Below are 11,411 nucleotides of genomic sequence, written 5' to 3'. Positions count from 1 at the left end.
GATGCGCCCTCGAAAAGGGACGGGCGCGCGAGTTGTCTGCGGCTGGCTCCTAAATCCCCGGTGATAACCTGCCGCTGACGGGTGGGTTGTCACCGGGGATCTGACCAGTCATTCGGTGAGATAGGGGACCGGATCTAGGCTCTCGAACCCTTCGCGTACTTCGAAATGCATCGCTGCGGGGCCGGAGCTGCGGACCTTGGCCAGCGTGTCGCCGCGGCTGACCTTGTCACCTTTTTCGACCACGAGATTATCGACGTTGGAATAGACCGTCATCAGGTTGTTCGCGTGTCGCACAACAATGATCGGTGTGCCGGCCGTGTCTTGGGTGATTGCAGCCACAGTGCCCTTGTCGGCCGCCTTGACGGGCGTGCCGGGGGCTGCGGCGATATCAATGCCGTCGTTCTTTCCCTTGGCATAGGCGCGCACAATGTCGCCGCGCACCGGGTAGCCCATGCGTGCCTTGCTCTTCTTTGTCACGGTCTTGCTGAGATCGGGCGCGTCGCCGGGCTTGACCTTGGGCGTCGAGATGTCGGTGACCGGAACCGTATCGTCCTCTGGCAGCGGCTTCACGGCGCTTGGCGGTTCGGGGGTGGGCGATCCCACTCCCGGCGGTTCGGTCTGAGGGATGTCTGTCGCATCAAAGGGTTTGCCGACCTCGCCCGGCAGCGCGACGGGGATCATCAGGTACTGGCCTTCACGCACGCCGAAATCAGCGCCCAGCCCATTCCAGTCGGCGAGGCTGCGGATCGACACATTGTAGAGCCGTGCTATGGTATAGGCTGTTTCGCCGCGCGCGACCTTGTGGCGTACAGGCTCGGTGCCGGTCTGCGTCGCGGGGGACAGCGCGCTGGTTTCGATCTGGTTCTTGTCCGCCTTGTCGATCGCGCCGCCGGCGATGGTTGCGATGTCCACGCCATCGGGGCGGATCGGGCCGCCTGTCGGCTCTGCGACGCGGCCGGGCAGGGCGATCACCTCGCCCCGGCGCAACCTGTCGTCGGGGCCGATACCGTTGAACCGCCCCAGTTCGGCCGCGTCAACGCCGATCCGGGCGGCAAGGCTGGCCAGGGTGTCGCCGCGTCGCGCGATCGCGACCTGGTAGCCGGGATACGAGATGATGCCGCGGCTGTCCGGATCGGGCCGGGCCGCGGTGGCCTTGCGGGCCGCTTCGGCGGTATCCAGCCCATGGCCGATCCCGCCGCGCATGTCAAAGTCGAGTGGCGCGCTGCAACCGCCCAGAACCAGCACCGCAGCGCCGGCCAAGAAAATGGCGGGGCGTTTGGAAAAACTCATCTCGATCACGTCCTCATCATTTGCCCCTTGTGCGCCGGGGCTTTGCCTTATTCAACCAACTATGCCGTGTCCCGGCCCAAACCTTCGACCAGTGGCACAAACCGCACCGGCCGCAACTCGTCATAGTCAAAGCCTTCCTCGTTGCGCGTCACGCGGATCAGGCTTTGCACGGCGTCGGACTGTCCGACCGGCACCACCATGATACCCCCGATTTTAAGTTGCGCCAAGAGCGGTCCCGGCGGGTCTTCGGCGGCAGCGGTTACGATGATGCGGTCAAAGGGGGCCTGATCGGGCAATCCGAAGCTACCATCGGCGGTGAGCGCCGTGATATTGGTCAGGTCCATCATGCGGAAAATCTCGGTCGCCTCAAGGACCAGGCGCTTGTGACGGTCCACTGTGTAGACGCGCCGGGTCAGCTGGCTGAGGATCGCCGCCTGGTAGCCGCTGCCGGTGCCGACCTCCAGTACCTTGTCGCGCGCCGAGAGTTTCAGGGCCTGGGTCATCAACCCGACGACAGACGGCTGGCTGATTGTCTGACCGCAGGCGATGGGCAGCGGCATGTCCTCGTAGGCACGGCCCGAGAAATAGCCGCGGATGAAAGGGCCGCGGTCGATCTTTTCCATCGCGTTCAGCACGCGTGCGTCTGTCACCCCCTTGGAGCGGAGTGCGAAGAGGAATTGCATTTTGCGTTCCGCTATCTGATCAGGCTGGTCATTCAATGGCTTTCAGCGACTCCAGAATGTCATGCGCGGTTAAATCGGCCCGCATCGGTGTGACCGAGATGTACCCCTTGAGATTCATGTCAGCGTCGGATCCGTCGGCCGTCTGCTGGTTTTGCGGCGCACCGGTGACCCACAGGAACTGGCGTCCCGACGGCGAGCTTTGCGGCTTGACGCCGAAGCCCATATCCCGGCGGACACCCTGGCGAGTGGCGCGCAGTCCCTTGACCGCACTGGCGGCCACGGGCGGGAAATTCACGTTGTAGAAGATGCCGTAGTCTTCGCGTTCCCACACGCCTTTGTCGAGCAGGCGTTGGACCGTATCAAGCCCGTGCTGGCGCGCGGCGTCGAACTGATCGTCCAGATCGCGATTGTCGGGGCCGTAATACTGGCTGAGTGCGATGGCGGGCACGCCTTGCAGCGCGGCTTCCATCGCGGCGCCGACAGTGCCGGAGTAGACGGCGTTCTCGGCCGAATTGTTGCCACGGTTGACGCCCGACAGAACCAGATCCGGCAGCGCACCTTTCATGATGTCGTGGATTGCTGCCAGCACGCAGTCGGCGGGACTGCCCTGCACCGCATAGCGGCGCGTGCTCATCTGGCTGACCATCATCGGTTGGGTGTAGGAAATGCAATGTCCGACGCCCGATTGCTCGAATGCGGGCGCGACGGTCCAGACCTCGCCCCCCGGTCCGGCGAGCTTTTCGGCGATTTCCTGGGTTACCTCCAGGCCGGGTGCGTTGATTCCGTCGTCATTGGTGATGAGAATGCGCAATTTTCCGCTCCTGCCCCGCGTTTGGTCTTGTGTAGCGGGCAGGGGGCAGTCCGGCAAGCGGGCGCGGCACTCATTTGTTGCTTTGGAAGCCCTGCCAGGGCGCATCCGGTTGCGGGGTCGCGATATTGCCCTATTGCAGTAGCCCCAGCAGCCGGCGCGCCTCGTTGCGCGGATCGGCCAGATCATCGCGGGGCTCGCCGGGGTGGAAGCGGGCGCGGGTGGCCGTGGGCATCGGTTCCGGGCTGACGATATGCACGCGCGGGCCGGTCCGGTCGGTTTCGGCCTGCCAGGAGCGCGCCAGCGCGATCTGTGCCGCCTTGGTGGCGCCGTAGGCCGCGTGAAACTTCTCGCCTGCCTTGAAATCCTCGAAGAACATCGCCTGACCCGTCGTGCCCAGCAGCGGTGCGATGAACGGGATCAACTGCCCGGTGGCGGTGACGTTGCAGGCCACGGATTTGTCCCAGTCGCGGGCATCCAGATGCGCCGCCAGCGTGAGCGGAGCCGCATGGATCGCGGTATGCGCCCAGAGCGCGACACCGCCCCAGCGATCATGGATCGAGCGACAAAGCTGGCGCATCGCATCGGGGTTGGTGATGTCCATCGGGGCCAGCGTGGCGCTGTGCCCGGCAGCCTGAATGCGGTCATCCAGCTCTTCCAGCGCGCCGGTGGTGCGGGCCACGGCAACGATGTGGTAATGCGGGGCCAGTTCTTCGGCCAGCGCGGCGCCGAGGCCGCGCGAGGCGCCGGTGATCAGGGCAACGGGTGTGGTGCTGTCATTGGTCATGCGAGGGGCTTTTCATTCCTTGCTCTGCAAATCAAGAGGCAAAGCGCCTTCGCTGGGCGAGCAGGGCGGGATTGAAACCTCGCCTCCGCCCGAGGCGGAGTGTTACCCGCCCGGGATGACCATCCGCTCGGTCTGCCCGTTATGCATCAGAATGATCTGCCCCTGCTCGATCGCGGCCACGGTTTGTCGGCCGATGCGGTCGCCTGGTTTGACCTGCGTGATCTCGCCGCGGCTGGATTTCACCAGGGCATAGGCGCGGTTCTTGGCGTTGATGGTCCCGATCAGAACGGTTCCCGATGGTATTTCGGCCTCTTGGGTCGCGGCCGTTCCGACCACTTGAGAGGGTGTTGAGGTATCGCTGAAATCTGTCACGTGATCCCCTTTCAAGGCGTGTTTCAGCGCGATTTAGCCCTGTGCAAGGTCGGGCGAAAGGGGAGGTGTCGGGCGTCGGCGGGAAAATGCCGCGTCGCAGCATCGGCGGCGGCAAAGCGCCGCCGATAGCCTGCGTATCCAAGTATCGGAATGAGCGGCCTACTCGGCCGCCTTCAATACAAACCCCTGTTCGACCTGATCCGATGGAATCACCGGGTATTCACCGGAAAAACAGGCGTCGCAATATTGCGGGCAGGCGGAGTTGCGGCCCGATTCCTCACCGACGGCACGGTAAAGCCCGTCAAGCGAGATGAACCGAAGGCTGTCAACGTTCAGATGCTCGCGCATTTCCTCTTCGGACATGGTCGCGGCCAGCAGTTTTTCGCGCTTTGGTGTGTCCACGCCATAAAAGCAGGGCCAAGCGGTGGGCGGAGAGGCGATTCGGAAATGCACCTCCTTTGCGCCCGCATCAAGGATCATTTCCTTGATCTTGCGGCTGGTGGTGCCGCGCACCACGCTGTCATCGACCAGGATCACGCGCTTGTCCTTGATCAGCGCGCGGTTCACGTTCAGCTTCAGCCGGACGCCCATGTTGCGGATCTGCTCGGTCGGCTCGATGAAGGTCCGGCCCATGTACTGATTGCGGATGATGCCCATCGCGTAGGGAATACCGCTTTCGTGGCTGAAACCGATGGCTGCAGGCGTGCCGCTGTCGGGCACCGGGCAGACGATATCCGCATCTACCGGAGCCTCGCGCGCCAGTTCGATCCCGATCTGGCGGCGTGTCTCGTAGACGCTGCGCTGGCCGATGATCGAATCGGGGCGGCTGAAATAGACATGCTCGAAGATGCACGAGCGCGGCTTTTGCGGGCGGAAGGGAAAGTGGCTCTCGACGCCGTTTCCGTTGATCACGACCATCTCTCCCGGCGCCACTTCGCGCACGTATTTCGCGCCGATGATGTCCAGAGCACAGGTTTCCGAACTGAGCACCCAGCCATCGGCCACCTGGCCCAGCACCAGCGGGCGCACGCCCAACGGATCACGAACACCGATCAGCTTGGTCCGGGTCATCGCCACAATCGAGAACGCGCCTTCGACTCGGCGCAGTGCATCCTCCATCCGCTCAGGGATGGTACGTTGCAGCGAGCGGGCCATCAGGTGAATGATGCATTCGGTATCTGAGCTGGACTGGAAAATGCTGCCACGTTCGATCAGCTCTTTGCGCAAGGCGTCGGCGTTGGTGATATTGCCGTTATGCGCTATCGCCGCGCCACCCATCGCGAATTCGCCGAAAAACGGCTGTACGTCGCGAATCTGGGGGGCTTTGCCGCCAGAGGTGGAATAACGCACATGGCCGATGGCCAACGGGCCGGGCAGCGTCTCCATCAGGCTTTGCTTGGTGAAATTATCGCGGACATAGCCGAATCGGCGGGCGCTGTTGAAGCCCTGTTCGGGATCGTGGCAGACGATCCCGCCTGCCTCTTGTCCGCGATGCTGCAGCGCATGCAGGCCGAGGGCAACGAAATTGGCGGCATCCGTCACGCCGATAACGCCGTATACGCCGCACTCTTCTTTCAACTTATCCTCGTCGGCGACATCGCGCAGGTACGAGGTATCGAACGGGTGGGCAGGGGGCATGTGTTTGGACAAGGCAGGGCAGCTCCAAATCCGATTGTCTTTGATGTCACCCTAATAGGGGGTGCGGCAGCCGATGTCACGGGCCGATCCGCAGGGAATGTCCGATGAGGTACAGCGGTTGCAGAATTCGGTGCCGCAAAGTGTGGCTCAGAGCCGTGAGAGAATCACGCCGCCGACAACAAGTGCCGCTGCCAGCAGCCGAGTCGGTGACAGCGCTTGTGCGGGCAGGCCGAAGGCGCCGAAATGATCCAGCAGCAATGCGGCGACCAATTGACCCAGAATCAACACCGCGGTGGTGGTCAGAACGCCCAGTACCGGCACGCTCCAGATGGTGGAGAAAACAAAAAGCGCCCCCATCGACCCGCCGATCAGCAACCACAACGGCACTGAGCCCAGTCGTGTCAGGTTGCTGCCGTGACCGATGAGCAGGGTGAGCGCGAGCAGTACGGCAAAGCCGACCCCGAACGAGACCGCCGCCGCGGCCATCGTGCTGCCGAGGCCGCGCCCGAGCATCGCATTGATTGGCCCCTGCACCGCAATTGCCACACCCGAGGCCGCCATCAGCAACAGCGCGATCAGGGTTGAACTGGACATCGCTTATTCAGGCGCGTCGCAAGCACCGACCAGTGCTTCGTATTGTGCGGTGATCCAGCCAAGTGCCTGTTCGGGGTTGCCGTCTTCGATCCGCCCCGTGAGGTGGGCAAAGACCCGCGCCGATCGGCTGTCGTCGATCATCTGGATGCTCTGACTGGTGATGACTGTCTCGTAGACGAAATAGGCAATCGCCACCAACAGGATGCCGCGCGCCACGCCAAAGAGGAACCCGATCCCCTGATCGAGCCCGCCGAGCGCCGAGCGTTGCACCAGCGACGAAAAGAGCGGCGTGATCAGCGATGCGACGATCAACGCGACGGCAAAGACCAGCGCGAAGGCGCCGATCATACTCAACTCGCAACTGTCGGCGATGAATTCGCCAACGACGGGGATCTCCTTGACCAGCGGTTCGACCTGCGGGGCAAAGATGAAAGCGACGATGCCCGCCACGATCCAGCCGGCGATTGCCAGTGCCTCGCGGACGAACCCGCGGCTATAGGCCAGCAGCGCCGAGAGCACGATAACCAGCGCTACGACGCCGTCGATGATGGTGAAGCCTTCCATATGCCTTGCCTCGTCCTGATGGGCGCTAGCCTGCGCCGAAAATGTCACCCACAAAAGCGGTCAGATCTTCCAACTTCGTCAAGGTCAGACCGGTCGCGCCGCCGGATTTGCCACCTTTGGGAACGATAGCGGCGTTGAAACCAAGTTTTTGGGCTTCTTTCAACCTGTTTTCGGTCTGCGGCGCGGGTCGAAGCGCCCCGGACAGGCTTATTTCTCCAAAAACCACCGTATCGGCGGGCAATGCGCTGTCTTCTCTTGCGCTGAGAAGCGCCGCCGCGACGGCCAGATCGGCGGCCGGCTCGCTGATCTTCATGCCACCCGCGACGTTGAGATAGACATCGAGCCCGGCAAAGGGGATGCCGCAACGCGATTCGAGCACCGCGAGGATCATCGCCAGACGCGCGCCATCCCATCCAACCACCGCGCGCCGCGGCTGGGAGTGTGGGCTGGGCGCCACCAGCGCCTGCAACTCGACCAGCACCGGGCGGGTGCCCTCGATCCCGGCAAAGACCGCCGAGCCGGGCGTGGGTTTGCCGCGTTCGCTGAGAAAGAGCGCGGATGGGTTGGTGACTTGTGCGAGGCCGCGCCCGGTCATCTCGAAAACGCCGATCTCGTCGGCGGGGCCGAAGCGGTTCTTGACCGCGCGCAGGATGCGGAACTGGTGGCCGCGCTCGCCCTCGAAATAGAGCACGGTATCGACCATGTGTTCGACCACGCGGGGGCCAGCGATCTGGCCGTCCTTGGTGACATGCCCGACCAGAACGACCGAGACACCCTTGCGCTTGGCAAAGCTGGTCAGCTCATGGGCGGCGGCGCGGACCTGGCTGACGCTGCCCGGCGCAGAGCCGATGGTATCGAGCCACATGGTCTGGATCGAGTCGATGATGACCAACTGCGGCTTTTCCGCCTCCATCGTGGTCAGGATATCGCGCAGATTGGTCTCGGCGGCCAGTTGTACGGGCGCGTCGCGCAGCCCCAGGCGTTCGGCCCTCATGCGCACCTGCGCGCTGGCCTCCTCACCGGAAACATATATTGTCTTCAATCCCTTGCGCGCAAATTCTGACGCAGCCTGAAGGAGCAGCGTCGATTTGCCGATGCCCGGATCGCCCCCCACCAGCAGCGCCGATGCCGGGACGAGGCCGCCGCCCAGCACGCGGTCCAGTTCTGCCATGCCGCTCATCGTGCGCGGCGGGGGTGCTTCGCGGGCCGACAGGTCGGTCAGCGTCATGCCCTTGCCGCGTTTGGCGCCCAGCGTGTTGGCCGCAGGCCCGGTGCTGAGGCCGGTATCCTCGACGATGGTGTTCCAGTCACCACAGGCATCGCAGCGCCCGGACCATTTGTTGTGGACCGCGCCGCAGGCGTTGCAGGTGAAGCTGGATGTCTTGGCCATGATTGGGTCATGCCCCAAGGGCCGGGTGGCGTCAAACGCCTTGTGGCCTGCGCTTCTCTGTCAGATGCCCGATAACTATCGACGCCAGGATGCAGCCGGTAAAGAGATAGAGGCCCCAGGCGGTCTCGACCGTGGCCATGCCGACACCCTTGACCACCACGATATAGAGCGCGATCAGGAAGACGTCTGCCATCGCCAATTTGCCGAGAATTTGCAGTGCGGGCAATGTCTTGCGCCGCATCAGGCCGAAGTGGATCAGCGCGAGACCAATGGTTTTCACGTAAGGTGCGAAGAGCGCAAAGAAGGTGACGAGCAAGGCCAGTGCCACATCCGTGGACCAGAGCGATTGCAGGCCGGAGAGGACGCTGATTTCCGAGAGACCGAAGAGCGGCAGGTTCAGCCCGGCGCGCAACATCGGCGCGGACCAGGCGACGGGAAAGAGGATCAGCAGGGCGAGGTTGGCGAAGCGGAGCATGGGCGTAGCCTTGGGCGGGTCAGGTTAACAGGAGCTAGGCGCGGCGTGCGGCGGGTGCAAGGATGCGTGTGGGCCCTTGGTTCAAGGTTGGGTTGTAAGGCTATGGAATTCAGTGGAAATGCCGGATCGGCATCACGGCGGTATTCCATCGGTATCGCGTCGGTGCCGTGACGGGGGACTCCACCAGCATGTGCGCAGTCTAGCGTACCGCCTCGATTGGTCCCTCGGCGCGGCCGTGGATGAACTGGTCAAGATAGGGATCGCCCGAGGCATCCATTTCCGCCACCGGGCCGGTCCATTGAATCACCCCGTCATGCAGCATCGCCACATTGTCGGCGATGGCGCGGACGCTTGTCATGTCATGGGTGATGGTCATCGCGGTTGCGCCCATCTCGACCACGATTTCGCGGATCAGATCGTTGATCACGCCGGACATGATCGGATCAAGGCCGGTCGTCGGCTCGTCAAAGAAGATGATCTCGGGCTCTGCCGCGATTGCCCGCGCCAGTCCGACACGTTTTTGCATCCCGCCAGACAGCTCTGCCGGGAACAGATCGGCCACATCTGGTGTCAGCCCGACGCGGCGCAGCTTCTCGATGGCAATCTCGCGCGCCTCGGCCTTGGGGCGTTTCAGCGAGCCGCGCAGCAGGCGAAAGGCGACGTTTTGCCAGACGGGCAGCGAATCAAACAGAGCGCCGCCTTGAAAGAGCATTCCGAAACGGGCCAAGAATGCATCCCGCTCTGCGGTCAGCACGTTTTCACCGTCCAGCGTGATCGTGCCGCTATCCGGGCGTATCAACCCCAAGACCGATTTCAGCAGCACCGATTTGCCCGTGCCCGATCCACCGATGACAACCATCGACGTGCCGCCCTCGATCTTCAGGTTGACCCCGCGAAGAACCTTTTTGGGGCCGAACGCTTTATGGACGTCGCTGAGTTCAATCATATCGAGAACATGATGCTGGTGAGGATGAAGTTGGCGGCAAGGATCAGGACTGCGGCGGCCTCGACCGCGCCTTTGGTGGCCTTGCCCACGCCAGCGGCGCCGCGTGTCGTGTTCATACCGTAATAGCAGCCCATGACCGTGGCGATAAAGCCAAAGGCCGCGCCCTTGGTGAGGCTGGAGACGATATCGCGCGCCTCGATGAAATTCACCGTGTTGTGCAGATAGGTGGCTGAGTTGAAGCCCAGGCTCTTGATGCCCACGATGTAGCCGCCAAATACGCCGATGATATCGCCAAGACCCACCAGCAGCGGCACCATGACCAGCCCCGCAAGGACGCGCGGCACGGTGAGGTATTTCATCGGGTGCGTGGACAGCGTGACCAGCGCGTCGATCTGTTCGGTCACTTTCATCGTCGCGATTTCGGCCGCGATGGAGGAGGTCACGCGGGCGGCGATCATCAACCCCACCAGCACAGGGCCCAGCTCTCGCACCATGCCGATGGCGACGATCTGTGGCACCACTGCCTCGGCGTTGAAGCGCGCGCCGCCGGAATAGATCTGCAAGGCCAGTGCGCCGCCGGTGAAGAACGCGGTGAGGCCCACGACCGGCAGGCTGAAATAGCCGACGCTGAGCAGGGCGCTGCCGATTTCCTTTAGGTAGATCGGCGGGCGGGCCATGTGCCCGATGGTCTGGCCTGAATAGATCGAGATGCGCCCCAGCGCGGCCAGGGCGTTCAGGACCGCCCGACCGATAGATGCAAGCAGGGCGGCGATCCAGCTCATCCGCCCAGATACCTGCGGGTATAGCGCGCGCCCAGCGATGTCAGGATTTCGTAGCCGATGGTGCCGGCGGCATCGGCCAGCGTATCGACCGACTGATGCGGGCCCAGTAGCTGTACCGATTTCGGGTCGCGCCCGAGGTCGGTCACGTCAATGCCGATCAGGTCCATCGAGATGCGCCCGGTGACGGGCAGGGCCGTGTCCTCGGCATGGACAAAGGCACGCGGGCCCATCGCGCGCATGATTCCGTCGGCATATCCTGCGCTGATCGTGGCGATTCGGCTGCTTCGTTGGGCGGTCCAGCTGTTGCCATAGCCCACGGTTTCGCCCGGCGCGACATCGCGGCACTGGATCACCGGGATATCGAGCGTAACCACGGGCCGCGCGTCAACGAAGGGCAGGCCGCCATAAAGGCCGATGCCCGGGCGGGTCAGGTCGAAATGATAGGCGCTGTCGAGCAGGATCGCGCCGGTGTTGGCCAGGCTCAGCGGGCAGTCGCAGCCCTGGGTCATGTCGAGAAACTGATTGAGCTGGTGCGGGTTCATCGCGTGATCGGGCTCGTCGGCGCAGGCGAGGTGGCTGATGATCAGTTGCGGGTTCTGTGCCAGCGCGATTTCGCGCACGGCGCTCCATTCGGAGGGCTCCATCCCCAGTCGGTTCATCCCGGTATCAAGCTGCAGGCCAAAGCTGCGGCCCGGCAGGGCCTCGACATGGCGGATCATCTGGTCAAGCGAGTTGATCACCGGCACGAGTTCGAGATCGTTGATCATGTCCGCATCGCCGGGCATGTGCCCGGACAGGATGTAGATCGCGGGGCCGGGGCCGAGCGCTTCACGCAGGGCCGCACCCTCTTCGGCGACGGCGACAAAGAAGGTCCGCGCGCCGGCCCGAGCCAAGGCGCGCGCGACGCGGTCGGCACCGAGGCCGTAGGCGTCTGCCTTGACGGCGGCACCGGTCTCGCCCTCGGACAGGGCGTTCAGTGCGCGCCAGTTGGCAACGATTGCGTTCAGGTCGATGGTGAGAATGGGCGTGCTCATGTCTGGGGTTTTGACATGGCGGCCACAGAGGTCAAGTGCAAAGCGCCG

General features: G+C 63.6%; 13 protein-coding genes. All 13 read right to left on the bottom strand.

Translation table 11 applies throughout. The annotated features are described in order from the left end of the window. Positions 1 to 108: 108 nt before the first annotated feature. Entirely contained in the window at positions 109 to 1,290 is a 1,182-nt protein-coding gene (locus tag O3306_RS05875; RefSeq protein ID WP_272004498.1) for a peptidoglycan DD-metalloendopeptidase family protein, read from the bottom strand. 59 nt (positions 1,291 to 1,349) lie between these two features. Further along, positions 1,350 to 1,973, bottom strand: a complete 624-nt coding sequence (locus O3306_RS05870; RefSeq protein WP_272004496.1) for a protein-L-isoaspartate(D-aspartate) O-methyltransferase — start codon at positions 1,971 to 1,973, stop codon at positions 1,350 to 1,352. Positions 1,974 to 2,001: 28 nt separating this feature from the next. Beyond that, positions 2,002 to 2,784, bottom strand: a complete 783-nt coding sequence (surE, locus tag O3306_RS05865; protein ID WP_272004494.1) for a 5'/3'-nucleotidase SurE — start codon at positions 2,782 to 2,784, stop codon at positions 2,002 to 2,004. 130 nt (positions 2,785 to 2,914) lie between these two features. Further along, entirely contained in the window at positions 2,915 to 3,568 is a 654-nt protein-coding gene (locus O3306_RS05860) for an SDR family NAD(P)-dependent oxidoreductase (RefSeq protein WP_272004492.1), read from the bottom strand. A 102-nt stretch (positions 3,569 to 3,670) separates the two neighbouring features. Then, positions 3,671 to 3,940, bottom strand: a complete 270-nt coding sequence (locus O3306_RS05855; protein ID WP_272004490.1) for an amidophosphoribosyltransferase — start codon at positions 3,938 to 3,940, stop codon at positions 3,671 to 3,673. Positions 3,941 to 4,099: 159 nt separating this feature from the next. Next, a complete protein-coding gene (gene purF, locus O3306_RS05850; RefSeq protein WP_272004488.1) occupies positions 4,100 to 5,578 on the bottom strand; it encodes an amidophosphoribosyltransferase in 1,479 nt (492 codons plus the stop codon). A 147-nt stretch (positions 5,579 to 5,725) separates the two neighbouring features. Further along, positions 5,726 to 6,172, bottom strand: a complete 447-nt coding sequence (locus O3306_RS05845; RefSeq protein WP_272004486.1) for a DMT family transporter — start codon at positions 6,170 to 6,172, stop codon at positions 5,726 to 5,728. A 3-nt stretch (positions 6,173 to 6,175) separates the two neighbouring features. After that, positions 6,176 to 6,736 carry a CvpA family protein gene (locus O3306_RS05840; RefSeq protein ID WP_272004484.1) on the bottom strand — a complete coding sequence of 187 codons (561 nt, stop codon included), beginning with the start codon at positions 6,734 to 6,736 and terminating at the stop codon, positions 6,176 to 6,178. 25 nt (positions 6,737 to 6,761) lie between these two features. Next, positions 6,762 to 8,126 (bottom strand): DNA repair protein RadA, encoded by a 1,365-nt coding sequence (gene radA, locus O3306_RS05835; RefSeq protein WP_272004482.1) that lies wholly within the window; start codon positions 8,124 to 8,126, stop codon positions 6,762 to 6,764. Positions 8,127 to 8,157: 31 nt separating this feature from the next. Continuing rightward, positions 8,158 to 8,601 carry a paraquat-inducible protein A gene (locus O3306_RS05830; RefSeq protein ID WP_272004480.1) on the bottom strand — a complete coding sequence of 148 codons (444 nt, stop codon included), beginning with the start codon at positions 8,599 to 8,601 and terminating at the stop codon, positions 8,158 to 8,160. 199 nt (positions 8,602 to 8,800) lie between these two features. Further along, on the bottom strand, positions 8,801 to 9,547 hold the full coding sequence (locus O3306_RS05825; RefSeq protein ID WP_272004478.1) for an ABC transporter ATP-binding protein: 747 nt from the start codon (positions 9,545 to 9,547) through the stop codon (positions 8,801 to 8,803). Then, positions 9,544 to 10,329, bottom strand: coding sequence for an MlaE family ABC transporter permease (locus O3306_RS05820; RefSeq protein ID WP_272004476.1), 786 nt, complete (start codon positions 10,327 to 10,329; stop codon positions 9,544 to 9,546). The genes O3306_RS05825 and O3306_RS05820 overlap by 4 nt, the downstream gene beginning before the upstream one ends. Next, positions 10,326 to 11,363 carry an alanine racemase gene (gene alr / locus O3306_RS05815; protein ID WP_272004474.1) on the bottom strand — a complete coding sequence of 346 codons (1,038 nt, stop codon included), beginning with the start codon at positions 11,361 to 11,363 and terminating at the stop codon, positions 10,326 to 10,328. Before alr ends, O3306_RS05820 begins: the two co-directional genes overlap by 4 nt. Between the last annotated feature and the right edge of the window lie 48 nt (positions 11,364 to 11,411).

Origin of the sequence: Roseovarius sp. ZX-A-9 (genome assembly GCF_028369135.1) — a bacterium.
In the GTDB taxonomy this organism is placed as follows: Bacteria; Pseudomonadota; Alphaproteobacteria; order Rhodobacterales; family Rhodobacteraceae; genus Roseovarius.
Note: the sequence above shows the minus strand (reverse complement) of the source record. Positions and strands in the feature narration are given on the sequence as shown.

Excerpts from the sequence above, each read along its gene's own strand:
- O3306_RS05820 (WP_272004476.1), bottom strand. The coding sequence starts at position 10,329 with ATGAGCTGGATCGCCGCCCTGCTTGCATCTATCGGTCGGGCGGTCCTG.
- alr (WP_272004474.1), bottom strand. The coding sequence starts at position 11,363 with ATGAGCACGCCCATTCTCACCATCGACCTGAACGCAATCGTTGCCAAC.
- O3306_RS05845 (WP_272004486.1), bottom strand. The coding sequence starts at position 6,172 with ATGTCCAGTTCAACCCTGATCGCGCTGTTGCTGATGGCGGCCTCGGGT.
- O3306_RS05875 (WP_272004498.1), bottom strand. The coding sequence starts at position 1,290 with ATGAGTTTTTCCAAACGCCCCGCCATTTTCTTGGCCGGCGCTGCGGTG.
- O3306_RS05830 (WP_272004480.1), bottom strand. The coding sequence starts at position 8,601 with ATGCTCCGCTTCGCCAACCTCGCCCTGCTGATCCTCTTTCCCGTCGCC.
- purF (WP_272004488.1), bottom strand. The coding sequence starts at position 5,578 with ATGCCCCCTGCCCACCCGTTCGATACCTCGTACCTGCGCGATGTCGCC.
- radA (WP_272004482.1), bottom strand. The coding sequence starts at position 8,126 with ATGGCCAAGACATCCAGCTTCACCTGCAACGCCTGCGGCGCGGTCCAC.
- O3306_RS05870 (WP_272004496.1), bottom strand. The coding sequence starts at position 1,973 with ATGCAATTCCTCTTCGCACTCCGCTCCAAGGGGGTGACAGACGCACGC.
- O3306_RS05860 (WP_272004492.1), bottom strand. The coding sequence starts at position 3,568 with ATGACCAATGACAGCACCACACCCGTTGCCCTGATCACCGGCGCCTCG.
- O3306_RS05825 (WP_272004478.1), bottom strand. The coding sequence starts at position 9,547 with ATGATTGAACTCAGCGACGTCCATAAAGCGTTCGGCCCCAAAAAGGTT.
- O3306_RS05840 (WP_272004484.1), bottom strand. The coding sequence starts at position 6,736 with ATGGAAGGCTTCACCATCATCGACGGCGTCGTAGCGCTGGTTATCGTG.